Genomic DNA, 23,414 nt, shown 5'->3' on the forward strand with positions numbered 1-23,414 from the left:
GGAATATGAAAGCAGAACTAATCGCCGTTGGGACGGAGATTTTGACAGGTCAAATCATTAATACCAATGCTCAGTTCCTTTCGGAGAAATGTGCAGAGCTGGGAATTGATGTTTATTTCCACACAGCTGTTGGAGATAATGAACAGAGGCTTTTGTCTGTACTGGAGATAGCCAGCAAGCGTAGTGAGCTAGTCATTCTCTGTGGAGGACTTGGTCCAACAGAAGATGACTTGACCAAGCAGACCCTGGCGACCTTCTTAGGTAGAAATCTTGTGTTTGATGAGTTGGCTATGGCAAAATTAGACCGTTTCTTTGCCAGTCGCCCAGGTCGTGTCCGTACACTAAATAATGAACGTCAGGCACAGATTGTGGAGGGAAGTCAGGCGCTTCAGAATCCAGCTGGTTTAGCTGTTGGTGGTATGATTGAGCAAGATGGTGTAACCTATATTGTTTTGCCTGGCCCACCAAGTGAGCTCAAGGCCATGTTTTCTGAGAGTCTCTTACCTTTACTGTCCCAATCTCAGCAGCAACTTTATTCGCGTGTCCTACGCTTTTTTGGCATTGGTGAAAGCCAGTTAGTGACTGTTTTGGCGGACTTGATTGACAAGCAGACAGACCCAACTCTTGCTCCTTATGCAAAAGTTGGAGAGGTGACTTTACGCTTGTCCACCAAAGCGACCAGCCAAGAAGAAGCAAATCTACGTTTAAATCAGTTGGAAGAAGACATCTTACAACGTGATAAACTGAGAGAATATTTCTATGCTTACGGTGAGGACAATAGTTTGGTCAAAACGGTAGCGACTCGTTTGGCGGAGAAAAGACAAACCATCGCTATCGTCGAACAGGGGACAGGTGGTCTCTTGCAAGCTGAATTGAGCCTGGCTTTGGCTGATCAGCCGTATTTTAGCGGAGGAAAAGTCATCGGTCAGCTAGGAACAGAATCGGGTAGGTTATCAGAGGAAGCTGACTGCATTCGGCAGGAGCTGCAAGCTGATTTGGGTTTGGCTGTGTCTGTGCTTATCAAACCGGAATCAACAGAGGATAACGTACTTGCAAAAGTATACCTCACTTTGGCTACGACCTCGGGTATTTCCCAAAAAGAGATAGATTTAGGTGGTTATTCGTGGCAATACCTTCGCCAGCTTGCTTGTCTGCAGGCCTGGGATTTTGTACGAAACACTTTGTGAAATAGCAGATATTTGCTATAATAGTTTGACTAAGAAAAGAGGAGAAAATCATTGGCTAAGAAACCAGGAAAAAAATTAGAAGATATTACAAAGAAATTTGGCGATGAGCGTAAAAAAGCGTTGGATGATGCCCTAAAATCAATTGAAAAAGATTTTGGTAAGGGCGCTGTCATGCGTCTTGGTGAGCGTGCTGAGCAAAAAGTTCAAGTCATGAGTTCAGGTAGTTTGTCCATCGACATTGCGCTTGGGGCGGGTGGCTATCCGAAAGGTCGTATCATTGAGATTTATGGTCCAGAGAGCTCAGGTAAGACAACTGTTGCTCTACACGCAGTAGCTCAAGCCCAGAAAGATGGTGGTATTGCTGCCTTTATCGATGCGGAACACGCCTTGGATCCAGCCTATGCAGCAGCTCTTGGTGTCAATATTGATGAGTTGCTCTTGTCACAGCCAGACTCAGGGGAACAAGGTCTTGAAATTGCAGGCAAGCTGATCGACTCTGGTGCGGTTGACTTGGTTGTTGTTGACTCGGTTGCAGCCCTTGTACCTCGTGCAGAAATCGACGGTGATATTGGTGATAGTCATGTTGGTTTGCAGGCTCGTATGATGAGTCAGGCCATGCGCAAACTCGGAGCATCCATCAACAAAACTAAGACAGTAGCTATTTTCATCAACCAATTACGTGAAAAAGTCGGTGTCATGTTTGGTAACCCCGAAACAACACCTGGCGGTCGTGCGCTTAAATTCTATGCATCTGTCCGTATGGATGTTCGTGGAAACACACAAATCAAAGGAACAGGCGACAAGAAAGACCAAAATGTTGGTAAGGAAACCAAGGTGAAGATCGTGAAGAACAAGGTGGCTCCACCGTTTAAAGAGGTTGTTGTTGAAATCATGTACGGTGAAGGAATTTCTCGCACAGGTGAATTGATTGAGATTGGTAGCAACCTCGGCATCATCCAAAAAGCAGGTGCTTGGTATTCATATAATGGAGAAAAAATTGGCCAAGGTTCTGAAAATGCTAAGAAATTCTTAGCAGATAATCCAGCAATCTTTGATGAAATTGACCGCAAGATACGTGTTCATTATGGCTTGATTGAAGGTGAGGAAGCACCAGAAGTCGTGACAGAGGAAACCCCTGTTGCAACTGAAGAAGTCCAAGATGTTATTTTAGACTTGGATGGCGGCATTGAATTAGAAGAATAAAAGCGAAAAAGTTTGGGGAGACCAAACTTTTTTCTTACCAAAACCCGAATTTTCCCCCAAAAATTTAAAGTTTTTTAAAAATAGGTCTACAGACGGATGGAATATGTGGTATAATAGTCTATAATGTGCTTACTAAGATGTAGCAAAGGAGTGACTACATGATTAAAATTTATACAGTATCTAGTTGTACTTCTTGTAAGAAAGCAAAGAACTGGTTGAATGCCCATCAATTGTCCTATAACGAACATAACCTAGCTAAAGAGGCAATCACCAAGGAAGAAATTTTAAATATCTTGACCAAGACGGAAAACGGCATTGCAAGTATTGTATCGTCAAAAAATCGCTATGCTAAGAGTTTGGATTTTGATATTGAAGATTTGAGTGTCAATGAAGTGATTGACTTGATTACTTCTAATCCACGCATCTTAAAAAGTCCAATTCTGATTGACGAGAAACGATTGCAGGTTGGATATAAAGAAGATGACATTCGTGCCTTCTTACCACGAGCAGTTCGAAATGTTGAAAATGCACAAGCTCGTATGCGAGCAGCCCTATAAAGAGTAGGAAGAACTCTATTTATGGAGTTCTTTTTGCACTTTCTTTGTGCTTGTTCTAGAAATATGATATAATGAAAATGAATAAAAATTGAAAGAAGGTGTAAGTATGGGATTCACAGAAGAAACAGTTCGTTTTCGTCTGGATGACACAGATAAGCAAGAAATTAGTCAAACGCTGACTGGTGTTTATCGTTCACTGGAAGAAAAAGGCTATAATCCAATCAACCAAATCATTGGTTATGTATTAAGTGGGGACCCTGCTTATATTCCTCGCTACAATGATGCTCGTAACCAAATTCGCAAGTATGAACGCGATGAAATCATAGAAGAATTGGTACGTTACTACCTGAAAGGGAATGGGATTGACCTCTAATGAGAATAATGGGATTAGATGTTGGTTCTAAGACGGTTGGTGTAGCTATTTCAGACCCCTTGGGATTTACAGCTCAAGGTTTGGAAATCATCCCAATTGACGAAGTAAAGGGTGAATTTGGTTTAGAGCGCTTAACTGAGTTAGTAGAGCAGTATAAGGTTGATAAGTTTGTTGTAGGCCTACCTAAGAATATGAATAATACTAGCGGACCTCGTGTCGAAGCTAGTCAAGCTTATGGAAATTTATTGATTGAACAATACAAACTACCAGTTGATTACCAGGACGAACGGTTAACAACCGTAGCGGCAGAGCGCATGCTGATTGAGCAGGCGGATATTAGTCGCGGAAAACGTAAAAAAGTTATTGACAAATTGGCAGCCCAGCTGATTTTACAAAATTATTTAGATAGAACATTTTAAAGGAGATACTAATGGCACATCATCATGACCATGAACACGACCACAATCACGACGAGCGTGAATTGATTACTTTGGTAGACGACCAAGGTAATGAAACACTTTTTGAAATTTTATTGACAATTGATGGTCAAGAAGAATTTGGTAAAAACTACGTTCTTTTAATTCCTGCAAGTGCAGAAGAAGATGAGAACGGAGAAGTTGAAATCCAAGCCTACTCATATATTGAAAATGAGAATGGCACAGAAGGCGATTTGCAACCTATCCCAGAAGACGCAACAGCAGAATGGGATATGATTGAAGAAGTCTTCAACAGCTTTATGGAGGAATAAAAAGGTCCGGTGGACCTTTTTATCAGGTCCGGTGGGCCTTTTTATTATGAGTTTGAAAACCAAGGAGCTAATAAAGGTCTGGTGGAGTGAAGCAGTCTGGGGGAGACTGTTTCAGCCCGAGTTAAGAAACAGCAAGGCGAGGAATGAATCATAAGCCAGAAAATCAAAAGGGAGGCCAGATGAAAGATAGTTTTACAGAAAGAAGTAAGAAGCTGAGTGAGGAATTAGAGAGGCATCTACTGGCTGATAAAAATATTTTGGTCATATTAGATATAATGGATAGACTGAATTTATCAGATTGCTGGCTCTGTGCGGGAACTATCCGTAATTTCATTTGGAATCAATACAGTTTTGATGAAGAAACAGATGTTGATTTTGTGTTTTTTGATGAAAATATTTCTTATGAAGAGACAATGGAAATAGAAGGCGATTTATATCAAAACTATCCAGCCTATCGATGGGAATTAAAAAATCAAGTGTATATGCATATCCATAGTCCGAATACTAAACCGTATCAATCATCAAGGGATGCGATTGAAAAATTTCCAGAAAGATGCACAGCGATAGGTATTTGTCGAACAGAAAGAAATAAATTAGAAATATTTGCTCCTTTTGGATTGGATGACATTTATGCTTACCAAGTACGGCCAACACCACATTTCTTAGCGGATCCTAATCGCATGGAATTGTATCGACAAAGAATTCTTAAGAAACAGTGGAAAAATAGGTGGCTATCGCTAACAGTAAAAGAGACCTAACTCCCACCAAGTAAGTAGGCAAAAAACAGTATTTTTTTTATAAAGTAAAACAATCAACTACGGGAGACTGACTATGTTATGGGATTTGAAATGGTTTGTTTGAAGGTTAGAAACTTAGGTAGGCTATATTGCTACTTCAAAGTTAAATTTAGAAACCATATCGAGGCTATAATTCGTAAACAGGAAAGTCAAAAATGTAAATTTGATCGTCTCCTCCATGAAGATATTCATGGTTTGATTCAATCACCGAGCTTGGGTAATGATGAGTTGCTGATGTTATGGGGTCTCCTGAGAGATTATCGAAAAAAATTAATCAATGACCGACTTGAAAATATGAAAAATTGATAAGCGGACAGAGTTTTACTGGCAGTCAAAAAAATAATTCGAGACTTACAAGGATATTTGAAAAAAGCGTTGATAGTTAACTCAAATAAAAAATAAGTAATGAAGAATCCTGAAATAAAAGTTTTGGGATTTTTAAATTTTTAAGTAAAAACTCTTGCAATGCACAAAATAATTTGATAGAATGACCTAGTGCCGTAAAAATTACGGCTGTAGCTTTGATGCAAGAGGTTGCGACACGCTCGGTTGCATTGCCACGCAACACGTGTTGGTTTTCTTGTGGAGCTAGCCTATTATGTTAAATAGACGAAAAGGAGAAAAAGATGGCAAACAAAAAAATTCGCATCCGCTTGAAAGCGTACGAACACCGTACACTTGATACAGCAGCTGCAAAAATCGTTGAAACTGCAACACGTACAGGTGCTCAAGTAGCTGGTCCAGTTCCGCTTCCAACAGAACGTAGCCTCTACACAATCATCCGTGCGACTCACAAGTACAAAGACTCTCGTGAGCAGTTCGAAATGCGTACACACAAACGTTTGATCGACATCATCAACCCAACTCAAAAAACAGTTGATGCTTTGATGAAATTGGATCTTCCAAGTGGTGTAAACGTAGAAATTAAATTGTAATCTGATTTCGCTTAATTGAGCACAGGCTAAACTCTGTGCAAAAAAGATAAATCTTCCTAGAAACCACGGTTTCTTCGTCAGATTTCCTATTTTTGCTGTGAGTTTGACGCCTTCTGCATCTTACCTTGAGCATGAAAAACGCTCGTTAAAAACTTTTTAAATACAAAATAAGAAAAGGAATATTTTTCTCATGACAAAAGGAATCTTAGGGAAAAAAGTGGGAATGACTCAAATCTTCACTGAATCTGGTGAATTTATCCCTGTTACTGTCATCGAAGCAACTCCAAACGTTGTTCTTCAAGTGAAAACAGTTGAAACTGACGGTTATGCGGCAGTTCAAGTTGGTTTTGATGACAAACGCGAAGTATTGAGCAACAAACCTGCCAAAGGCCATGTAGCTAAAGCTAACACAGCTCCTAAGCGCTTCATTCGTGAATTCAAAAACATTGAAGGCTTGGAAGTTGGACAAGAAATTACAGTTGAAACTTTCGCAGCTGGTGATGTTGTTGATGTAACTGGTACATCTAAAGGTAAAGGTTTCCAAGGTGTTATCAAACGCCATGGTCAATCACGTGGTCCTATGGCTCACGGTTCTCGTTACCACCGTCGTCCAGGTTCTATGGGTCCTGTTGCACCTAACCGTGTATTCAAAGGTAAAAACCTTGCAGGTCGCATGGGCGGCAACCGTGTAACAATTCAAAACCTTGAAGTTGTACAAGTTGTTCCAGAAAAGAACGTTATCCTTATCAAAGGTAACGTACCAGGTGCTAAGAAATCTCTTATCACTATCAAGTCAGCAGTTAAAGCTGGTAAATAATAAGGAAAGGGGAAATCAGTCGAAATGGCAAACGTAACATTATTTGACCAAACTGGTAAACAAGCTGGTGAAGTAGTTCTTAACGATGCGATCTTTGGTATCGAGCCAAACCAAGCAGTTGTATTTGAAGTGATCATCAGCCAACGTGCTAGCCTTCGTCAAGGTACTCACGCAGTTAAAAACCGTTCAGCAGTCTCAGGTGGCGGACGCAAACCATGGCGTCAAAAAGGAACTGGACGTGCTCGTCAAGGTTCTATCCGTTCACCACAATGGCGTGGCGGTGGCGTAGTCTTCGGACCAACTCCACGTTCATACGCGTACAAACTTCCACAAAAAGTTCGTCGCTTGGCACTTAAATCTGTTTACTCAGAAAAAGTTGCTGAAAACAAATTTGTAGCTGTTAACTCACTTGAATTCACAGCTCCAAAAACTGCTGAATTTGCAAAAGTACTTGCAGCATTGAGCATTGATTCTAAAGTCCTTGTTATTCTTGAAGAAGGCAACGAATTCGCAGCTCTTTCTGCTCGTAACATCCCAGGAGTTAAAGTTGCAACTGCAACAACTGCAAGCGTACTTGACATCGCAAATGCAGACAAACTTCTTGTAACTCAAGCAGCTATCTCTAAAATTGAGGAGGTTCTTGCATAATGAATTTGTATGATGTTATCAAAAAACCTGTCATCACAGAAAGCTCAATGGGCCAACTCGAAGCAGGCAAGTATGTATTTGAAGTTGACACTCGTGCACATAAACTCTTGATCAAGCAAGCTGTTGAAGCTGCATTCGAGGGTGTTAAAGTTGCAAATGTTAACACAATCAACGTGAAACCTAAAACAAAACGCGTAGGTCGTTATGTAGGTCGCACAAACAAAGTGAAAAAAGCAATCATCACATTGGCTGCTGATTCAAAAGCGATCGAATTGTTCGCTACAGCTGACGCTGAATAATCAAAGGAGGAATTAACGTGGGTATTAAAGTTTATAAACCAACGACAAATGGCCGTCGTAACATGACTTCTTTGGACTTCGCTGAAATCACAACAAGCACTCCAGAAAAAAGCTTGCTTGTTGCTTTGAAGAGCAAAGCTGGTCGTAACAACAACGGTCGCATCACTGTTCGTCACCAAGGTGGCGGTCACAAACGTTTCTACCGTTTGGTAGACTTCAAACGTAACAAAGATGGCGTTGAAGCAATCGTTAAAACGATCGAGTATGATCCAAACCGTTCAGCAAACATCGCTCTTGTACACTACACAGACGGTGTTAAAGCTTATATCATTGCTCCTAAAGGTCTTGAAGTTGGTCAACGCATCGTTTCAGGTCCAGAAGCAGATATCAAAGTTGGTAACGCACTTCCACTTGCAAACATCCCAGTCGGTACTGTTGTTCACAACATCGAGTTGAAACCAGGTCGTGGTGGTGAGTTGGTTCGTGCTGCTGGTGCATCTGCACAGGTTCTTGGTCAAGAAGGTAAATACGTTCTTGTTCGCCTTCAATCAGGTGAAGTTCGTATGATCCTTGGTACTTGCCGTGCTACTGTTGGTACTGTAGGTAACGAACAACATGGCCTTGTTAACCTTGGTAAAGCAGGTCGTAGCCGTTGGAAAGGTATCCGTCCAACAGTTCGCGGTTCTGTAATGAACCCTAACGATCACCCACACGGTGGTGGTGAAGGTAAAGCACCAGTTGGTCGTAAAGCACCATCTACACCATGGGGTAAACCAGCTCTTGGTTTGAAAACTCGTAACAAGAAAGCTAAATCTGACAAACTTATCGTTCGTCGTCGCAACCAAAAATAATCTATTCTTAGTTGCTTAGCATTCTATATCATCCGCCAACTCGGTAGCCCGCTATGCGGGCAAGCCGCTGTGGTACATATTTTAAAGGAGAAAACACTAAAATGGGACGTAGTCTTAAAAAAGGACCTTTCGTCGATGAGCATTTGATGAAAAAAGTTGAAGCTCAAGCAAACGACGAAAAGAAAAAAGTAATTAAAACTTGGTCACGTCGTTCAACGATCTTCCCAAGTTTCATCGGTTATACAATCGCAGTTTACGATGGACGTAAACACGTACCTGTATACATTCAAGAAGACATGGTAGGTCACAAACTTGGTGAATTTGCACCAACTCGTACTTACAAAGGTCATGCTGCTGACGACAAGAAAACTCGTCGTAAATAATTTAGGAGGAAAACACAATGGCAGAAATTACTTCAGCTAAAGCAACTGCTCGCACAGTACGTGTTTCACCTCGTAAATCACGTCTTGTCTTGGATAACATCCGTGGCAAAAGCGTAGCAGACGCAATCGCAATCTTGAAATTCACACCAAACAAAGCTGCAGGCATTATCGAGGGAGTTTTGAACTCAGCAATCGCTAACGCTGAAAACAACTTTGGTTTGGAAAAAGCTAACTTGGTAGTCAGCGAAGCATTCGCAAACGAAGGACCAACATTGAAACGTTTCCGTCCACGTGCGAAAGGTTCTGCTTCACCAATCAACAAACGCACAGCTCACATCACTGTAGTTGTGGCAGAGAAATAAGGAGGTAAAAACGTGGGTCAAAAAGTACATCCAATTGGTATGCGTGTTGGCATCATCCGTGATTGGGATGCTAAATGGTATGCTGAAAAAGAATACGCGGATTACCTTCATGAAGATCTTGCAATCCGCAACTTTATCAAAAAAGAATTGGCTGATGCGTCAACATCAACAATCGAAATCGAACGTGCTGTAAATAAAGTAATCGTTTCTATCCACACTGCTAAACCAGGTATGGTTATCGGTAAAGCTGGTAGCAACGTTGATGCACTTCGTGCTCAATTGAACAAATTGACTGGTAAGCAAGTACACATCAACATCATCGAAATCAAACAACCTGATTTGGATGCACACCTTGTTGGTGAGTCAATCGCTCGTCAATTGGAGCAACGTGTGGCATTCCGCCGTGCTCAAAAACAAGCTATCCAACGTGCAATGCGCGCTGGTGCAAAAGGTATCAAAACACAAGTTTCTGGTCGTTTGAACGGTGCTGATATTGCCCGTGCAGAAGGCTACTCAGAAGGAACTGTTCCTCTTCATACACTTCGTGCGGATATCGACTACGCTTGGGAAGAAGCTTTGACAACTTACGGTAAACTTGGTGTTAAAGTATGGATCTACCGTGGTGAAGTTCTTCCAGCTCGTAAAAACACTAAAGGAGGTAAATAACAAATGTTAGTACCTAAACGTGTAAAACACCGTCGTGAATTCCGTGGAAAAATGCGCGGTGAAGCTAAAGGTGGAAAACAAGTAGACTTTGGTCAATACGGTCTTCAAGCAACTACTAGCTCATGGATTACAAACCGCCAAATCGAAGCTGCCCGTATCGCTATGACGCGTTACATGAAACGTGGTGGTAAAGTTTGGATCAAGATCTTCCCACACAAATCATACACTGCTAAAGCTATCGGTGTACGTATGGGTTCTGGTAAAGGTGCTCCTGAAGGTTGGGTAGCTCCAGTTAAACGCGGTAAGGTTATGTTTGAAGTAGCTGGCGTTTCTGAAGAAATCGCACGTGAAGCATTCCGCCTTGCTGGTCACAAATTGCCAGTTAAAGTAAAATTCGTAAAACGTGAAGCAGAATAAGGAGAAGACATGAAACTTCAAGAAATTAAAGATTTTGTAAAAGAACTTCGTGGCCTTTCTCAAGAAGAACTTGCTAAGAAAGAAAACGAATTGAAGAAAGAACTCTTCGAACTTCGTTTCCAAGCTGCTGCTGGTCAACTTGAGCAAACTGCTCGTTTGAACGAAGTGAAGAAACAAATTGCACGTATCAAAACTGTGCAATCAGAAACCAAATAATAGATTGGGAAAGGAGAATTTCAATGGAACGCAATAATCGTAAAGTTCTTGTTGGACGCGTAGTATCTGACAAAATGGACAAAACAATCACAGTTGTAGTTGAAACTAAACGTAACCACCCAGTCTATGGTAAACGTATTAACTACTCTAAAAAGTACAAAGCTCATGATGAAAACAATGTTGCTAAAGAAGGCGATATCGTTCGTATCATGGAAACTCGCCCACTTTCAGCTACAAAACGTTTCCGCCTTGTAGAAGTTGTGGAAGAGGCAGTTATCATTTAATCAACCTGAAAGGAGAAAATTGACATGATTCAAACAGAAACTCGTTTGAAAGTTGCTGACAACAGTGGCGCACGCGAAATCTTGACAATCAAAGTTCTTGGTGGTTCAGGACGCAAATTCGCGAACATCGGCGACATCATCGTTGCTTCAGTAAAACAAGCTACTCCTGGTGGTGCGGTTAAAAAAGGTGACGTTGTAAAAGCCGTTATCGTTCGTACTAAGACAGGTGCTCGTCGTGCTGATGGTTCTTACATCAAATTCGATGAGAATGCTGCAGTTATCATCCGTGAAGACAAAACTCCTCGCGGAACTCGTATCTTCGGCCCAGTGGCACGCGAATTGCGTGACGGCGGTTTTATGAAAATCGTTTCATTGGCACCAGAAGTACTTTAATCTAACAAACTAAGTCCCCTGTTATCTCGCCAGAGTAACAGGGTGCCCATTAGGGCGTAAGAAATCATAGGAGAAATCAAATGTTTGTAAAAAAAGGCGATAAAGTTCGCGTAATCGCTGGTAAAGACAAAGGCGTTGAAGCTCTTGTTGTAACAGCACTTCCAAAAGTAAACAAAGTTATTGTTGAAGGTGTTAACATCGTTAAGAAACACCAAAAACCAAATAGCGAAAACCCTCAAGGTGCTATCGTTGAAAAAGAAGCTCCAATCCATGTGTCAAACGTTCAAGTTCTTGACAAAAATGGTGTTGCAGGACGCGTTGGTTACAAGTTTGTAGATGGCAAAAAAGTTCGCTACAACAAAAAATCAGGCGAAGTGCTTGATTAATCACGAAGGAAAGGAGAAGTATAATGGCAAATCGTTTAAAAGAAAAATATCTTAATGAAGTAGTTCCTGCTTTGACTGAACAATTTAACTATTCTTCAGTGATGGCTGTGCCAAAAGTTGATAAGATCGTTTTGAACATGGGTGTTGGTGACGCTGTTTCTAACGCTAAAAACCTTGAGAAAGCTGCTCAAGAATTGGCTTTGATCTCAGGTCAAAAACCACTTATCACTAAAGCTAAGAAATCAATCGCCGGCTTCCGTCTTCGTGAGGGTGTTGCAATCGGTGCGAAAGTAACTCTTCGTGGCGAACGTATGTATGAGTTCTTGGACAAATTGGTTACAGTTTCACTTCCACGTGTACGTGACTTCCACGGTGTACCAACTAAGTCATTTGACGGACGTGGTAACTACACACTTGGTGTGAAAGAGCAATTGATCTTCCCAGAAATCAACTTCGACGATGTTGATAAAACTCGCGGTATGGATATCGTTATCGTTACAACTGCTAACACTGACGAAGAATCACGTGCATTGCTTACTGGCCTTGGTATGCCGTTTGCAAAATAAGAGGGAGAGAATAAATGGCTAAAAAATCAATGATCGCTAAGAACAAACGCCCAGCTAAGTTCTCTACACAAGCTTACACACGCTGTGAAAAATGTGGACGTCCACACTCAGTTTACCGCAAATTCAAATTGTGCCGTGTATGCTTCCGCGACTTGGCTTACCTTGGACAAATACCAGGCGTAACAAAAGCTTCTTGGTAAGATAAGATGTGAGAGCGTTTAGCTGCCAACGCAAAGATAGGAGATTTTACGACGAAGTTTACTTCTAGGAAAATCTCTCTTCTTTGCTAAGCTTGTAGCTCGAACTCAATTAAAACAACCCCGCTACAAAGTTTGCTTGCCGATTTGAACACGGGCGAAAGCCTGTGTGAAAAAGACAAACTTTCCTAGAAACCAAAGTTTCTACGTCAAGTTTTCTATTTTCACTTTGGCTTTTTTGCACCCTTTGTATCATGAATTAACTAGCAAGTGATCCAATCAAACTGCTAGTAAGAGGAGAAACAACAAATGGTTATGACTGACCCAATTGCAGATTTTTTGACACGTATTCGTAACGCTAACCAAGCAAAACACGAAGTGCTTGAAGTACCTGCATCAAACATCAAAAAAGGTATTGCTACAATCCTTAAAAACGAAGGTTTTGTAAAAAACGTTGAATTCATCGAAGATGACAAACAAGGCATCATCCGCGTATTCTTGAAATATGGACCAAACGGTGAAAAAGTTATCACTAACTTGAAACGCGTTTCAAAACCAGGTCTTCGTGTTTACTCAAAACGTGAAGATATTCCAAAAGTTCTTAACGGACTTGGTATCGCAATCATCTCAACATCAGAAGGTCTTTTGACTGACAAACAAGCTCGTCAAAAGAACGTTGGTGGTGAGGTTATCGCATACGTTTGGTAATCTTTTAGCTTCCAATTTCGTCATGTGCCTGTGTTAGAGCGTCTTGACATACTCAAGTATGGTCTGCGTCGCTCTGCCTTGCCACATTTAGAAATTGAAACCTAAAAGCATGATACAAATGCGAGAGGACTGGTTCTTCGTGCGTATTCAAATCAGACTTGCTGATAATTTAGTATCATGTAACCTGCTCAATCGAACACGGGCTATTGTCCATGTTTAAATGAGCCCCCGTGAAAACTAGTCGCTTGATGGCTTGATAATTTAACAGGAGAATTAAAAATATGTCACGTATTGGTAATAAAGTAATTACATTGCCTGCTGGCGTTGAGCTTGCTCAAAACAACGGCGTGGTAACTGTAAAAGGACCTAAAGGGGAATTGACTCGTGAATTCCCAACTGCTATTGAAATCCGTGTGGAAGGTACAGAAGTTACACTTCACCGTCCAAACGATTCAAAAGAAATGAAGACTATTCACGGTACTAGCCGTGCTAACCTCAACAACATGGTTGTTGGTGTTTCTGAAGGCTTCAAAAAAGAACTTGAAATGCGTGGTGTCGGTTACCGTGCTCAATTGGCTGGTAACAAATTGACACTTGCTGTTGGTAAATCACATCCAGATGAAGTGGTTGCACCAGAAGGTATTACATTTGAAGTTCCAACACCAACACAAATTGTCGTGTCTGGTATCAACAAAGAAGTTGTTGGTCAAACAGCAGCTTACATCCGTAGCCTTCGCGCTCCTGAGCCATACAAAGGTAAAGGTATCCGCTACGTTGGTGAATTCGTTCGCCGTAAAGAAGGTAAAACAGGTAAATAATAGCTTGCTGAGGTGGCTTAGCCACCTGGCTGACTATTTCTCAAATTGTTTCGTAAGAAACAGAATCATACATTAAGAGGTGAATATTGTGATTTCAAAACCAGATAAAAACAAAATCCGCCAAAAACGCCACCGTCGCGTTCGCGGTAAAATCTCTGGAACTGCTGCTCGCCCACGTTTGAACATTTTCCGTTCTAATACAGGCATCTACGCTCAAGTGATTGATGACGTAGCGGGTGTAACGCTCGCAAGCGCTTCTACTCTTGATAAAGAAGTTTCAAAAGGTACTAAGACAGAACAAGCTGTTGTTGTAGGTAAACTCGTTGCTGAACGCGCGGTAGCTAAAGGTATTTCTGAAGTGGTCTTTGACCGCGGTGGATATCTCTATCACGGACGTGTGAAAGCTTTGGCTGAATCAGCTCGTGAAAACGGATTGAAATTCTAATAGGGAGGACACTAAGAAATGGCATTCAAAGATAACGCAGTTGAAATTGAAGAACGCGTAGTAGCCATCAACCGTGTTACAAAAGTTGTTAAAGGTGGACGTCGTCTTCGTTTTGCAGCTCTTGTGGTTGTTGGTGACCGTAACGGTCGCGTAGGTTTCGGTACTGGTAAAGCTCAAGAAGTACCAGAAGCTATCCGTAAAGCAGTTGAATCTGCTAAGAAAAACATGATTGAAGTACCAATGGTTGGTACAACAATCCCTCACGAAGTTCGCTCAGAATTTGGCGGCGCTCGTGTATTGTTGAAACCTGCTTCAGAAGGTTCTGGGGTTGCTGCCGGTGGTGCAACTCGTGCTGTAATCGAATTGGCAGGTATCGCAGATGTGACTTCTAAGTCACTTGGTTCAAACACACCAATCAACATCGTTCGCGCAACAGTTGAAGGTTTGAAACAATTGAAACGTGCTGAAGAAGTGGCTGCACTTCGTGGCATCTCAGTTTCTGATTTAGCATAAGAAAGGAGATACTCATGGCTCAAATTAAAATCACTTTGACTAAGTCTCCAATCGGTCGCAAACCAGAACAACGTAAAACAGTTGTTGCACTTGGACTTGGCAAATTGAACTCTTCAGTTGTTAAAGAAGATAACCCAGCTATTCTTGGAATGGTTAACGCTATCTCTCACTTGGTAACTGTAGAAGAAGTTAAATAATCTAACAAATAGACTAAGTCGCATTGAGAAATCTTTGCGACTTCTAGTCCATTTTACATATTTACATACAGCGAGTTTGTGGAGGAAGACTCTTGTACTTCACAGGCGCTAGCATATATAAGAGGAGAAATAATAATGAAACTTCATGAATTACAACCTGCTACAGGTTCTCGTAAAGTCCGCAACCGTGTAGGTCGTGGTACATCATCAGGTAACGGTAAAACATCTGGCCGTGGTCAAAAAGGTCAAAAAGCTCGTAGCGGTGGCGGTGTTCGCCCAGGTTTTGAAGGTGGACAAACTCCATTGTTCCGTCGTCTTCCAAAACGTGGATTTACAAATATCAACGCTAAAGAGTACGCAATCGTTAACCTTGATCAATTGAACGCTTTTGAAGATGGTGCAGAAGTAACACCAGTTGTGCTTATTGAAGCTGGAATCGTTAAAGCTGAAAAATCAGGAATCAAAATTCTTGGTAACGGCGAATTAACTAAAAAATTGACAGTGAAAGCTGCGAAATTCTCTAAATCAGCTGAGGAAGCAATCACTTCTAAAGGTGGCTCAGTAGAAGTCATCTAAGAGGTGACAGCCTATGTTTTTTAAACTTTTAAAAGATGCCTTAAAGGTAAAATTGGTACGTAGTAAAATTCTATTTACTATCTTTATCCTTTTTGTCTTCCGCGTAGGAACCCACATTACAGTACCAGGAGTAAACGCAAAGAGTCTTGAAGCCTTGTCAAACGTTCCATTTTTGAACATGTTGAGTTTGGTTTCGGGAAATGCTATGCGTAATTTCTCAGTTTTCGCACTAGGTGTTAGTCCTTATATTACAGCTTCCATCATTGTTCAACTTTTGCAAATGGATATTTTACCTAAATTTGTTGAATGGGGTAAGCAAGGTGAAGTTGGTCGTCGTAAACTGAATCAGGCAACACGCTACATTTCTTTGGTACTGGCATTTGTTCAATCTATTGGTATTACAGCAGGCTTTAATGCCTTGTCTGGTGCAAAATTGACCAATATGCCATTAAATTGGCAAACATATTTGTTGATTGGATCAATCTTGACAACAGGTTCGATTATTGTAACCTGGTTGGGGGAACAGATTTCTGAAAAGGGCTATGGTAATGGTACATCAATGATCATCTTCGCGGGTATCATTTCATCACTACCAGGAACTTTTCACGAGATTTACATTGATCGCTTTGTTAATATTGAATCAAGTCGTTTGGGGGAATCAGCAATCTTTGTTGCTGCACTCGTCGTATTAATATTCTTTGTTGTGTATTTTACAACTTTTGTACAACAAGCAGAATATAAATTACCAATTCAATATACAAAACGTGCACAAGGAGCACCTTCTAGCTCATATTTACCGCTGAAATTGAATCCATCAGGAGTCATTCCCGTAATCTTTGCAGGCTCAATCACTGCAGTTCCAACTTCTTTGATTCAATATTTCGCAAGTCAAAATAAGAGTGCCGGGTGGTTATTGACGGTTCAGGAATACTTTGATTATTCAACTGCTAAAGGTATGATTGTATATGCTGGTTTAATTATTGCCTTTACATTCTTCTATACCTTTGTTCAAGTAAATCCTGAGAAGACTGCAGAAAGCCTTCAGAAAAGTGCAGCCTATATCCATGGAGTTCGTCCTGGTAATGGCACTGAACAGTTTTTGTCAAAATTATTGACAAGATTGGCAGTAATCGGCGCGCTCTTCTTGAGTTTTGTAGCTTTGTTGCCTATCCTTGCGCAAAATCTCTTTGGGCTTTCTTCAAGCATTGCGTTCCTTGGTACAAGTTTGATTATCGTAATCTCTACAAGTATCGAAGGCATCAAGCAATTAGAAGGCTACCTTCTTAAGAGAAAATATGTAGGTTTCTTAGAAATTACAGAATAGAATATAGGTTGACCTAGTCAACCTTCTATTTTGTTTTTAGATAAGTTTGTCAATAATGGCAAATTTATGTGAAAACAAAATAAGGAGTTTGTCATGAATCTTTTAATTATGGGTTTACCAGGTGCTGGTAAAGGGACACAAGCGGCCAAGATTGTTGAGAAATTCAATGTTGCTCATATCTCAACAGGAGATATGTTCCGTGCAGCAATGGCCAATCAGACTGAAATGGGTATTCTTGCCAAGTCGTACATTGATAAGGGTGACCTCGTTCCTGATGAAGTTACTAATGGCATTGTCAAAGAACGTTTGGTTCAGGATGACATCAAGGAAAAAGGCTTTTTACTAGATGGCTATCCTCGTACGATTGAACAAGCCCATGCCTTGGATGAAAATTTGGCTGACTTAGGAATTGAGTTGCAAGGTGTTATCAATATTGAGATTGATCCTTCAAAATTGGTAGAGCGTCTCAGCGGTCGCATTATTCATAAAGAAACCGGAGAGACTTTCCACAAAGTATTCAATCCACCTGTTGGAGACTACAAAGAGGAAGACTTCTATCAACGTGAAGATGACAAGCCAGAATCTGTCAAACGTCGTTTAGAGGTCAATATCGCACAAGGACAGCCAATCATTGATCATTATCGTGCAAAAGGGCTGGTCCATGATATTGAAGGTGATCAAGACATTGACCTTGTTTTCCAAGCAATTGATACAGTACTATCAAAATTGCAATAAACTAATAGATTTGGCTTGCATTTTTTATACAAAGATGATAAAATAGCCTAGTCTGACTTATAATTGTTACCTCTGTGTTCAGAGGACATCAAATCGATATTTAGAGAGGGGTTACTTTTGCATGGCAAAAGAAGATGTGATTGAAATTGAAGGCAAAGTAGTCGATACAATGCCAAATGCTATGTTTACTGTTGAGTTGGAGAACGGACACCAAGTCCTTGCAACTGTTTCAGGTAAAATCCGTAAAAACTACATTCGTATTTTGGTCGGTGACCGCGTAACTGTTGAGCTTAGTCCATACGACTTGACACGTGGACGTATCACATACCGCTTTAAATAGTCGAAATACTTGGAGGGATTAAACATGAAAGTAAGACCATCGGTCAAACCAATTTGCGAATACTGCAAAGTTATTCGTCGTAATGGTCGTGTTATGGTGATTTGCCCAGCAAACCCTAAACACAAGCAACGTCAAGGTTAAGAAATAGAAAGGAGAAAACATGGCTCGTATTGCTGGAGTTGACATTCCAAATGACAAACGTGTAGTTATTTCATTAACTTATGTTTATGGTATCGGTCTTGCAACATCTAAAAAAATTCTTGCAGCTGCAGGTATTTCAGAAGATGTACGCGTGAAAGATTTGACATCAGATCAAGAAGATGCTATTCGTCGTGAAGTTGATGCAATCAAAGTTGAAGGTGACCTCCGTCGTGAAGTTAACTTGAACATCAAACGTTTGATGGAAATCGGTTCATACCGTGGTATCCGTCACCGTCGTGGACTTCCTGTCCGTGGACAAAACACTAAAAACAATGCCCGTACTCGTAAAGGTAAAGCTGTTGCGATTGCAGGTAAGAAAAAATAATATAGGAGGTAGAAAAATTGGCTAAACCAACACGTAAACGTCGTGTGAAAAAGAATATCGAATCTGGTATTGCTCATATTCACGCTACATTTAATAACACTATTGTTATGATTACTGATGTGCATGGTAACGCTATTGCTTGGTCATCAGCTGGTGCTCTTGGTTTCAAAGGTTCTCGTAAATCTACACCATTCGCAGCCCAAATGGCTTCAGAAGCAGCTGCTAAATCTGCACAAGAACACGGTCTTAAAACAGTTGAAGTTACCGTTAAAGGCCCAGGTTCAGGTCGTGAGTCTGCTATCCGCGCTCTTGCTGCCGCTGGTCTTGAAGTAACAGCAATTCGTGATGTGACTCCTGTACCACACAATGGTGCTCGTCCTCCAAAACGTCGCCGTGTATAATCATACATTCCATACACAGCTTTTCGTTTAAGAGGGAGTAAGAAATGATTGAGTTTGAAAAACCAACAATAACAAAAATTGATGAAAATAAAGATTACGGCAGATTTGTAATCGAACCATTAGAACGTGGTTACGGTACAACTCTTGGTAACTCTCTTCGTCGTGTACTTCTTGCCTCACTTCCAGGTGCTGCAGTAACATCAATTAAAATTGATGGTGTACTCCACGAATTCGACACAGTTCCAGGTGTTCGTGAAGATGTTATGCAAATTATTCTTAACATCAAAGGCATTGCTGTAAAATCTTATGTCGAAGACGAAAAGAAAATTGAACTTGATGTAGTAGGTCCAGCTGAAGTAACAGCAGGAGACATTCTTACAGATAGTGACATTGAAATTGTAAACCCTGACCATTATCTCTTTACCATTGCTGATGGTGCCACTTTTAAAGCTGTTTTGACTGTCAATTCAGGTCGTGGTTATGTACCAGCTGAGGGTAATAAGAAAGATGATGCACCAGTGGGAACACTTGCTGTAGATTCTATCTATACGCCAGTGAAGAAAGTCAATTATCAAGTTGAACCAGCTCGTGTTGGTAGCAACGATGGTTTTGACAAATTAACACTTGAAATCAACACAAATGGCACCATTATTCCAGAAGATGCTTTAGGTCTTTCTGCACGCATTTTGATGGAGCACTTAGGTCTCTTCACTGACTTGACTGAAGTTGCAAAATCTGCAGAAGTGATGAAAGAAGCTGAAGTGGCTTCAGATGATCGTATGCTTGATCGTACGATTGAAGAATTGGATCTATCTGTTCGCTCATATAACTGTCTGAAACGTGCAGGCATTAACACTGTATTCGACTTGACAGAGAAAACTGAGCCAGAAATGATGAAAGTGCGCAATCTTGGTCGCAAGAGTCTTGAAGAAGTTAAAGTTAAATTGGCTGATCTTGGTCTAGGATTGAAAAAAGATAAATAATATAGGAGGAAATCATGGCATACCGTAAACTAGGACGCACTAGCTCACAACGTAAAGCAATGTTGCGCGATTTGACAACTGACCTTTTGATCAACGAATCAATCGTTACAACTGAAGCTCGTGCTAAAGAAATCCGTAAAACAGTTGAAAAAATGATCACACTTGGTAAACGTGGTGATTTGCACGCACGTCGTCAAGCAGCAGCATTTGTTCGTAACGAAATTGCATCTGAAAACTATGATGAAGCAACTGATAAGTACACTTCTACTACAGCACTTCAAAAATTGTTCTCTGAAATTGCACCTCGTTATGCAGAACGTAATGGTGGATATACTCGTGTCCTCAAAACTGAACCACGTCGTGGTGATGCTGCACCAATGGCAATTATCGAACTTGTATAAGATCATCAATTTTGTTGAGTGTTATGATGATGGAATCCTATTCTGATTCTTAGTCTAGCTCTGGTCTACCGCTGAGCTTGTCTCAGCGGTAACACTCATCATGTTGATCGGACGCTTGTTTACGAAATTACTCTAAGATAGAATAATTTCGTAAGCAGGCGTTTTTATTGGCTCATTGTCAACTGTAGTGGGTAGACGAAAAGCTAACACCTAGAGAGGACGAAATTCGTTCTCTCATTTTTGATGTTCAAAGCAATATATATCTTGGTTTTAAAGTTCGTAAAGTTCCTAAAGCCGAACGCTTGCCTCTTGATGTCTTTGATGAGTTTATTGGTCGCTTCCAGCTTAGCGTTGGAATATGGAAGCTCCATGGCGTTCGTGATGTACGTTTTATACTTTAGAAAAGTTTTAAAAACAGTTTTAAAGGCAGGATTGACAAGATCCAAATTGTCTTCTAGAAGCTCGAAGAAATATTTCGAGTTCATCTCTTGGAAATGGAAGAGAAGGATCTGGTAGAGTTCGTAATAGAATTTCAATTCATTTGAGAAATCCAATGTCTTCTGGACAACCTCTCTCGGTGTTACTGTTTGCCCAAAAGTGCGGGAATAGAAGCGATTTCGAGACAGTTTTCGACTATCTTTTTGGAGAATACGCCAGTGATTTTTCATGGATCGATAAGGTAGGGAACGCGTATCGAAAGTCTTCATAATATCAATTCTAGTCGTCATCATAGCACGGCTCAGGTGTTGTATAATGTGAAATCTATCAAGGACAATTTTAGCTCTTGGGAGTGAAACAGTCTGGGAATAGACTGTTTCAGCCTGAGCCTAGAGATAGGAAAGCGAAGGGGCTAGCCAATTTGTAGTAGGCGCCAAACATAGCATGGTCACGACCTCGACAGTTTCTCTGACTGCCCTAGGATACTTGTAGAAATAGTTCTTTATGGTTGCTTGGCGGTTATTCTCTAGAATGGTCACAATGCGTCTCGTCTCAAAATCCTGAGCAATAAAGGCGAGTTTTCCCTTGTTCCGACTAAATTCATCCCAGCTCAAGACTTGTGGTAATTTCGTAAAATCATGCTCAAATTGAAACTGAGCCAGTTTCCTCTGGACGACCGATACGGAGATATGTAGTCTCCTAGCGATGGCTATATTGGTCATGTTTTCTGTATGGAGTTGTGTCACTTTCTCCCAAATAGGTTGGGAAATCTGACAGTTTTTCTTGACTAGAGTTGTCTCAGCTACAGTCACTTTTTGGTAAGATTTGCATTGAAACCGCCGTTTCTTAAGCAAGAGGAGGGTCGGAAAGCCCTGGCAATCCAAAATCGGAATCTTTGACGACTTTTGAAAGTCGTACTTGATACACTTTCCTTGGCAATGAGGACAACCGGGGCTGTCGTAATCTAGCTTTGCCCTGATTTCTAGATGGGTCTGATGTTTCAAAATGAAGAGAATTTTGATGTTTTTGTCTTTGATTCCAATTAGTTCTGTGGTATGATCTTCGCTTTTTTATTTCTAGGCTCAGGAATCCAGAGTCACTTCCCTGACTCTGGATTTATTCCATATGAGTCTTTCTAATGTGAGTGTGGTTGCTTTTCATTATAGGTCATATGGGACTTTTTGTATATATTCAAAAAGGCTCCATAATCTCTATGGTGGATTTACCCACTACAGAAATTATAGAGCCTTTTTATTTTGCTCAAAAATTTTGATATACTTATAAAATGAATAGAGAAGACATGACATCCTTAGGCAATTGTTTTGAAGAATACTATTTTGCTAACATTAAAGAAAAGCCAGAATTGTTTATAGGTGTAGAATTAGAATATCCGATAGTTAATATCTCAGGGAAAGCAACTTCTATCCAAGTGGCTACAGATATGATGCGACATATATCTAATCAAAATGGGTTTACCATCGTCAAAAGAGATGATAGAGGAAATCCGATAGAACTCCAGCACGAGTCGGGAGACCTCATACTATTTGAAGTCACGTATAATACACTAGAATTTGCATTCGCAAAAGCAAAAAATATTGGTAGTGTAGAAGAGCGTCATAAAGAATATCTAGAGAATATTCAATATTATTTGCGCCAAAATGGACACGAATTGCAGGGGTTAGGGATAAATCCCAACTGGGAAAACAATGACAATAGACCGGTAGATACGGGCCGATATAGGATGTTGATGAACTATCTCAAGCTAGGAGAAGGCAAACCTAATATGCATCCCTATACTGGATATGCTGGCTTTATTTGCGGAAATCAAGTGCAGTTTGATGTGAGTCGAAAATCCTTTTTACGAGTCATTAATGCGTTTAATAGAATTGAAGCAGCGAAGGCGTTTTTGTTTGCAAATTCACCATTCGATCATATGGATGATATGGCCCTTACTAGGGATTATTTTTGGGAATATTCAATGCATGGCCTCTTAAAGAATAACGTTGGTATCTATTCAGAGGAATTTCGTACTGAGGCAGAATATCGTCAATACCAAGAAGAGTCCGCAATGTTTTATGTCATCAGGGATAACTGCTATTATTATTTTAAACCAATTACTGTCAAATCTTTTTTTGAGCAAGAAAAATTTGCAGCATATTCAGAAACTGGCGAGATATGTTACTTTGTTCCGAAAGCAGATGATTTCAAAAACCATCGCTCATACCACTATCAAGAGCTTACCAAACGAGGAACTATTGAATTTCGAAGTACATGTACACAACCATTTGAAACGACATTTGCTCCCATAGCCTTTCATTTAGGTCTGCTCGCCAATCTCGTGAAATTGGAAGAAATTCTAGAAAGTACGGAGTTTTTTAAAGAATTTGGCAGAAATTATTCAAAGTTACGTAGACAATTTTCGAGAAAAAAACTTTCTGATTTAGAACAAAGAATGGTGAAAGACTTTTCTAAGACATTATTAGATTGTGCACATGAAGCTCTCCTTTTGAGAGGATACAGTGAAGAAAAATATTTAACTCCACTGTACAATTTATTAATCGATGACTTCGGGGTATTGTGACAGTCTACTAAAATATGAGTAGGTAGCCATAGATTTTCACAAAAAACATAAAGACCGGTAAAATTTTGATATACTGGAGGCATACGAAGACAAATATACAATCTCTGATTAGTATGTCTCTCAGTTTTTCGCCAAATTTCCCA

38 protein-coding genes and 1 pseudogene are annotated in these 23,414 nt (G+C 40.5%); 38 read left to right on the top strand and 1 reads right to left on the bottom strand.

Annotated elements, in window-relative coordinates:
- The first annotated feature begins 5 nt into the window (after nt 1-5).
- The 37 genes from CWM22_00450 (at nt 6) to CWM22_00630 (ending at nt 20,252) form a co-directional block, all read left to right on the top strand.
- Nucleotides 6-1,187 carry a competence/damage-inducible protein A gene (locus CWM22_00450; GenBank protein ID AUC90517.1) on the top strand — a complete coding sequence of 394 codons (1,182 nt, stop codon included), beginning with the start codon at nt 6-8 and terminating at the stop codon, nt 1,185-1,187.
- 51 nt (nt 1,188-1,238) lie between these two features.
- Nucleotides 1,239-2,390 carry a recombinase RecA gene (gene recA / locus CWM22_00455; GenBank protein AUC90518.1) on the top strand — a complete coding sequence of 384 codons (1,152 nt, stop codon included), beginning with the start codon at nt 1,239-1,241 and terminating at the stop codon, nt 2,388-2,390.
- A 158-nt stretch (nt 2,391-2,548) separates the two neighbouring features.
- Entirely contained in the window at nt 2,549-2,947 is a 399-nt protein-coding gene (locus CWM22_00460) for a transcriptional regulator Spx (GenBank protein ID AUC90519.1), read from the top strand.
- A 106-nt stretch (nt 2,948-3,053) separates the two neighbouring features.
- On the top strand, nt 3,054-3,320 hold the full coding sequence (locus tag CWM22_00465) for an IreB family regulatory phosphoprotein (protein AUC90520.1): 267 nt from the start codon (nt 3,054-3,056) through the stop codon (nt 3,318-3,320).
- Entirely contained in the window at nt 3,320-3,739 is a 420-nt protein-coding gene (locus CWM22_00470; protein AUC90521.1) for a Holliday junction resolvase RuvX, read from the top strand. The genes CWM22_00465 and CWM22_00470 overlap by 1 nt, the downstream gene beginning before the upstream one ends.
- A gap of 11 nt (nt 3,740-3,750) precedes the next feature.
- Complete coding sequence (locus CWM22_00475) at nt 3,751-4,068, top strand: DUF1292 domain-containing protein (protein AUC90522.1); 318 nt, start codon at nt 3,751-3,753, stop codon at nt 4,066-4,068.
- A gap of 179 nt (nt 4,069-4,247) precedes the next feature.
- Entirely contained in the window at nt 4,248-4,826 is a 579-nt protein-coding gene (locus CWM22_00480; protein ID AUC90523.1) for a hypothetical protein, read from the top strand.
- 78 nt (nt 4,827-4,904) lie between these two features.
- The gene (locus tag CWM22_00485) at nt 4,905-5,171 is read left to right on the top strand and encodes a transcriptional regulator (GenBank protein ID AUC90524.1); all 267 of its coding nucleotides are present in this window, start codon (nt 4,905-4,907) and stop codon (nt 5,169-5,171) included.
- A gap of 320 nt (nt 5,172-5,491) precedes the next feature.
- Nucleotides 5,492-5,800, top strand: a complete 309-nt coding sequence (locus CWM22_00490) for a 30S ribosomal protein S10 (GenBank protein AUC90525.1) — start codon at nt 5,492-5,494, stop codon at nt 5,798-5,800.
- Between the two features lie 190 nt (nt 5,801-5,990).
- A complete protein-coding gene (locus CWM22_00495; protein ID AUC90526.1) occupies nt 5,991-6,617 on the top strand; it encodes a 50S ribosomal protein L3 in 627 nt (208 codons plus the stop codon).
- 24 nt (nt 6,618-6,641) lie between these two features.
- Nucleotides 6,642-7,265: a 50S ribosomal protein L4 gene (locus CWM22_00500; protein ID AUC90527.1), complete on the top strand. Its 624-nt coding sequence runs from the start codon at nt 6,642-6,644 to the stop codon at nt 7,263-7,265.
- The gene (locus tag CWM22_00505; GenBank protein ID AUC90528.1) at nt 7,265-7,564 is read left to right on the top strand and encodes a 50S ribosomal protein L23; all 300 of its coding nucleotides are present in this window, start codon (nt 7,265-7,267) and stop codon (nt 7,562-7,564) included. The genes CWM22_00500 and CWM22_00505 overlap by 1 nt, the downstream gene beginning before the upstream one ends.
- A 17-nt stretch (nt 7,565-7,581) precedes the next feature.
- On the top strand, nt 7,582-8,415 hold the full coding sequence (locus CWM22_00510; protein AUC90529.1) for a 50S ribosomal protein L2: 834 nt from the start codon (nt 7,582-7,584) through the stop codon (nt 8,413-8,415).
- Between the two features lie 101 nt (nt 8,416-8,516).
- The gene (locus CWM22_00515; GenBank protein AUC90530.1) at nt 8,517-8,798 is read left to right on the top strand and encodes a 30S ribosomal protein S19; all 282 of its coding nucleotides are present in this window, start codon (nt 8,517-8,519) and stop codon (nt 8,796-8,798) included.
- Between the two features lie 17 nt (nt 8,799-8,815).
- On the top strand, nt 8,816-9,160 hold the full coding sequence (locus CWM22_00520) for a 50S ribosomal protein L22 (protein ID AUC90531.1): 345 nt from the start codon (nt 8,816-8,818) through the stop codon (nt 9,158-9,160).
- Nucleotides 9,161-9,172: 12 nt separating this feature from the next.
- Nucleotides 9,173-9,826 carry a 30S ribosomal protein S3 gene (locus CWM22_00525; GenBank protein AUC90532.1) on the top strand — a complete coding sequence of 218 codons (654 nt, stop codon included), beginning with the start codon at nt 9,173-9,175 and terminating at the stop codon, nt 9,824-9,826.
- 3 nt (nt 9,827-9,829) lie between these two features.
- A complete protein-coding gene (locus CWM22_00530) occupies nt 9,830-10,243 on the top strand; it encodes a 50S ribosomal protein L16 (GenBank protein AUC90533.1) in 414 nt (137 codons plus the stop codon).
- Between the two features lie 9 nt (nt 10,244-10,252).
- Nucleotides 10,253-10,459 carry a 50S ribosomal protein L29 gene (locus CWM22_00535; GenBank protein ID AUC90534.1) on the top strand — a complete coding sequence of 69 codons (207 nt, stop codon included), beginning with the start codon at nt 10,253-10,255 and terminating at the stop codon, nt 10,457-10,459.
- A gap of 23 nt (nt 10,460-10,482) precedes the next feature.
- On the top strand, nt 10,483-10,743 hold the full coding sequence (locus CWM22_00540; GenBank protein AUC90535.1) for a 30S ribosomal protein S17: 261 nt from the start codon (nt 10,483-10,485) through the stop codon (nt 10,741-10,743).
- A gap of 24 nt (nt 10,744-10,767) precedes the next feature.
- Nucleotides 10,768-11,136, top strand: a complete 369-nt coding sequence (locus CWM22_00545) for a 50S ribosomal protein L14 (protein AUC90536.1) — start codon at nt 10,768-10,770, stop codon at nt 11,134-11,136.
- An 80-nt stretch (nt 11,137-11,216) separates the two neighbouring features.
- The gene (locus CWM22_00550; GenBank protein ID AUC90537.1) at nt 11,217-11,522 is read left to right on the top strand and encodes a 50S ribosomal protein L24; all 306 of its coding nucleotides are present in this window, start codon (nt 11,217-11,219) and stop codon (nt 11,520-11,522) included.
- Between the two features lie 23 nt (nt 11,523-11,545).
- Nucleotides 11,546-12,088: a 50S ribosomal protein L5 gene (locus CWM22_00555; protein ID AUC90538.1), complete on the top strand. Its 543-nt coding sequence runs from the start codon at nt 11,546-11,548 to the stop codon at nt 12,086-12,088.
- A 14-nt stretch (nt 12,089-12,102) separates the two neighbouring features.
- Entirely contained in the window at nt 12,103-12,288 is a 186-nt protein-coding gene (locus CWM22_00560) for a type Z 30S ribosomal protein S14 (protein AUC90539.1), read from the top strand.
- Between the two features lie 306 nt (nt 12,289-12,594).
- Entirely contained in the window at nt 12,595-12,993 is a 399-nt protein-coding gene (locus CWM22_00565; protein AUC90540.1) for a 30S ribosomal protein S8, read from the top strand.
- 281 nt (nt 12,994-13,274) lie between these two features.
- Nucleotides 13,275-13,811 (top strand): 50S ribosomal protein L6, encoded by a 537-nt coding sequence (locus tag CWM22_00570; GenBank protein ID AUC90541.1) that lies wholly within the window; start codon nt 13,275-13,277, stop codon nt 13,809-13,811.
- An 88-nt stretch (nt 13,812-13,899) separates the two neighbouring features.
- Nucleotides 13,900-14,256, top strand: a complete 357-nt coding sequence (locus CWM22_00575) for a 50S ribosomal protein L18 (GenBank protein AUC90542.1) — start codon at nt 13,900-13,902, stop codon at nt 14,254-14,256.
- Between the two features lie 18 nt (nt 14,257-14,274).
- A complete protein-coding gene (locus CWM22_00580) occupies nt 14,275-14,769 on the top strand; it encodes a 30S ribosomal protein S5 (GenBank protein ID AUC90543.1) in 495 nt (164 codons plus the stop codon).
- Between the two features lie 14 nt (nt 14,770-14,783).
- Nucleotides 14,784-14,966, top strand: a complete 183-nt coding sequence (locus CWM22_00585; GenBank protein ID AUC90544.1) for a 50S ribosomal protein L30 — start codon at nt 14,784-14,786, stop codon at nt 14,964-14,966.
- Nucleotides 14,967-15,101: 135 nt separating this feature from the next.
- Nucleotides 15,102-15,542, top strand: coding sequence for a 50S ribosomal protein L15 (locus CWM22_00590; protein ID AUC90545.1), 441 nt, complete (start codon nt 15,102-15,104; stop codon nt 15,540-15,542).
- 13 nt (nt 15,543-15,555) lie between these two features.
- A complete protein-coding gene (locus CWM22_00595; protein ID AUC90546.1) occupies nt 15,556-16,866 on the top strand; it encodes a preprotein translocase subunit SecY in 1,311 nt (436 codons plus the stop codon).
- Between the two features lie 93 nt (nt 16,867-16,959).
- A complete protein-coding gene (locus tag CWM22_00600) occupies nt 16,960-17,601 on the top strand; it encodes an adenylate kinase (protein ID AUC90547.1) in 642 nt (213 codons plus the stop codon).
- A 121-nt stretch (nt 17,602-17,722) separates the two neighbouring features.
- A complete protein-coding gene (locus CWM22_00605) occupies nt 17,723-17,941 on the top strand; it encodes a translation initiation factor IF-1 (GenBank protein ID AUC90548.1) in 219 nt (72 codons plus the stop codon).
- A gap of 24 nt (nt 17,942-17,965) precedes the next feature.
- A complete protein-coding gene (locus CWM22_00610) occupies nt 17,966-18,082 on the top strand; it encodes a 50S ribosomal protein L36 (GenBank protein ID AUC90549.1) in 117 nt (38 codons plus the stop codon).
- Between the two features lie 19 nt (nt 18,083-18,101).
- Complete coding sequence (locus CWM22_00615; GenBank protein ID AUC90550.1) at nt 18,102-18,467, top strand: 30S ribosomal protein S13; 366 nt, start codon at nt 18,102-18,104, stop codon at nt 18,465-18,467.
- Between the two features lie 17 nt (nt 18,468-18,484).
- Entirely contained in the window at nt 18,485-18,868 is a 384-nt protein-coding gene (locus CWM22_00620) for a 30S ribosomal protein S11 (protein AUC90551.1), read from the top strand.
- Nucleotides 18,869-18,912: 44 nt separating this feature from the next.
- On the top strand, nt 18,913-19,851 hold the full coding sequence (locus CWM22_00625; GenBank protein AUC90552.1) for a DNA-directed RNA polymerase subunit alpha: 939 nt from the start codon (nt 18,913-18,915) through the stop codon (nt 19,849-19,851).
- A 14-nt stretch (nt 19,852-19,865) separates the two neighbouring features.
- Entirely contained in the window at nt 19,866-20,252 is a 387-nt protein-coding gene (locus CWM22_00630; GenBank protein ID AUC90553.1) for a 50S ribosomal protein L17, read from the top strand.
- Between the two features lie 203 nt (nt 20,253-20,455).
- Here the strand turns inward: CWM22_00630 and CWM22_00635 are convergent.
- Nucleotides 20,456-21,733, bottom strand: a pseudogene (locus tag CWM22_00635) (ISL3 family transposase).
- Between the two features lie 257 nt (nt 21,734-21,990).
- On the opposite strand from CWM22_00635, the gene CWM22_00640 reads away from it, so the two are divergent.
- The gene (locus tag CWM22_00640; protein AUC90554.1) at nt 21,991-23,271 is read left to right on the top strand and encodes a gamma-glutamylcysteine synthetase; all 1,281 of its coding nucleotides are present in this window, start codon (nt 21,991-21,993) and stop codon (nt 23,269-23,271) included.
- Nucleotides 23,272-23,414: the final 143 nt, after the last annotated feature.

The organism is Streptococcus suis (genome assembly GCA_002831545.1).
GTDB lineage: Bacteria > Bacillota > Bacilli > Lactobacillales > Streptococcaceae > Streptococcus > Streptococcus suis_P.

Coding starts and splice junctions, on each gene's coding strand:
- CWM22_00640 (AUC90554.1), top strand. CDS start 21,991: ATGACATCCTTAGGCAATTGTTTTGAAGAATACTATTTTGCTAACATT.
- CWM22_00505 (AUC90528.1), top strand. CDS start 7,265: ATGAATTTGTATGATGTTATCAAAAAACCTGTCATCACAGAAAGCTCA.
- CWM22_00555 (AUC90538.1), top strand. CDS start 11,546: ATGGCAAATCGTTTAAAAGAAAAATATCTTAATGAAGTAGTTCCTGCT.
- CWM22_00540 (AUC90535.1), top strand. CDS start 10,483: ATGGAACGCAATAATCGTAAAGTTCTTGTTGGACGCGTAGTATCTGAC.
- CWM22_00535 (AUC90534.1), top strand. CDS start 10,253: ATGAAACTTCAAGAAATTAAAGATTTTGTAAAAGAACTTCGTGGCCTT.
- CWM22_00495 (AUC90526.1), top strand. CDS start 5,991: ATGACAAAAGGAATCTTAGGGAAAAAAGTGGGAATGACTCAAATCTTC.
- CWM22_00480 (AUC90523.1), top strand. CDS start 4,248: ATGAAAGATAGTTTTACAGAAAGAAGTAAGAAGCTGAGTGAGGAATTA.
- CWM22_00470 (AUC90521.1), top strand. CDS start 3,320: ATGAGAATAATGGGATTAGATGTTGGTTCTAAGACGGTTGGTGTAGCT.
- CWM22_00520 (AUC90531.1), top strand. CDS start 8,816: ATGGCAGAAATTACTTCAGCTAAAGCAACTGCTCGCACAGTACGTGTT.
- CWM22_00465 (AUC90520.1), top strand. CDS start 3,054: ATGGGATTCACAGAAGAAACAGTTCGTTTTCGTCTGGATGACACAGAT.
- CWM22_00590 (AUC90545.1), top strand. CDS start 15,102: ATGAAACTTCATGAATTACAACCTGCTACAGGTTCTCGTAAAGTCCGC.
- CWM22_00595 (AUC90546.1), top strand. CDS start 15,556: ATGTTTTTTAAACTTTTAAAAGATGCCTTAAAGGTAAAATTGGTACGT.
- CWM22_00550 (AUC90537.1), top strand. CDS start 11,217: ATGTTTGTAAAAAAAGGCGATAAAGTTCGCGTAATCGCTGGTAAAGAC.
- CWM22_00485 (AUC90524.1), top strand. CDS start 4,905: ATGGGATTTGAAATGGTTTGTTTGAAGGTTAGAAACTTAGGTAGGCTA.
- CWM22_00545 (AUC90536.1), top strand. CDS start 10,768: ATGATTCAAACAGAAACTCGTTTGAAAGTTGCTGACAACAGTGGCGCA.
- CWM22_00500 (AUC90527.1), top strand. CDS start 6,642: ATGGCAAACGTAACATTATTTGACCAAACTGGTAAACAAGCTGGTGAA.
- CWM22_00460 (AUC90519.1), top strand. CDS start 2,549: ATGATTAAAATTTATACAGTATCTAGTTGTACTTCTTGTAAGAAAGCA.
- CWM22_00530 (AUC90533.1), top strand. CDS start 9,830: ATGTTAGTACCTAAACGTGTAAAACACCGTCGTGAATTCCGTGGAAAA.
- CWM22_00570 (AUC90541.1), top strand. CDS start 13,275: ATGTCACGTATTGGTAATAAAGTAATTACATTGCCTGCTGGCGTTGAG.
- CWM22_00615 (AUC90550.1), top strand. CDS start 18,102: ATGGCTCGTATTGCTGGAGTTGACATTCCAAATGACAAACGTGTAGTT.
- CWM22_00475 (AUC90522.1), top strand. CDS start 3,751: ATGGCACATCATCATGACCATGAACACGACCACAATCACGACGAGCGT.
- CWM22_00450 (AUC90517.1), top strand. CDS start 6: ATGAAAGCAGAACTAATCGCCGTTGGGACGGAGATTTTGACAGGTCAA.
- CWM22_00630 (AUC90553.1), top strand. CDS start 19,866: ATGGCATACCGTAAACTAGGACGCACTAGCTCACAACGTAAAGCAATG.
- CWM22_00490 (AUC90525.1), top strand. CDS start 5,492: ATGGCAAACAAAAAAATTCGCATCCGCTTGAAAGCGTACGAACACCGT.
- CWM22_00610 (AUC90549.1), top strand. CDS start 17,966: ATGAAAGTAAGACCATCGGTCAAACCAATTTGCGAATACTGCAAAGTT.
- CWM22_00565 (AUC90540.1), top strand. CDS start 12,595: ATGGTTATGACTGACCCAATTGCAGATTTTTTGACACGTATTCGTAAC.
- CWM22_00585 (AUC90544.1), top strand. CDS start 14,784: ATGGCTCAAATTAAAATCACTTTGACTAAGTCTCCAATCGGTCGCAAA.
- CWM22_00580 (AUC90543.1), top strand. CDS start 14,275: ATGGCATTCAAAGATAACGCAGTTGAAATTGAAGAACGCGTAGTAGCC.
- CWM22_00600 (AUC90547.1), top strand. CDS start 16,960: ATGAATCTTTTAATTATGGGTTTACCAGGTGCTGGTAAAGGGACACAA.
- CWM22_00625 (AUC90552.1), top strand. CDS start 18,913: ATGATTGAGTTTGAAAAACCAACAATAACAAAAATTGATGAAAATAAA.
- CWM22_00605 (AUC90548.1), top strand. CDS start 17,723: ATGGCAAAAGAAGATGTGATTGAAATTGAAGGCAAAGTAGTCGATACA.
- CWM22_00560 (AUC90539.1), top strand. CDS start 12,103: ATGGCTAAAAAATCAATGATCGCTAAGAACAAACGCCCAGCTAAGTTC.
- CWM22_00515 (AUC90530.1), top strand. CDS start 8,517: ATGGGACGTAGTCTTAAAAAAGGACCTTTCGTCGATGAGCATTTGATG.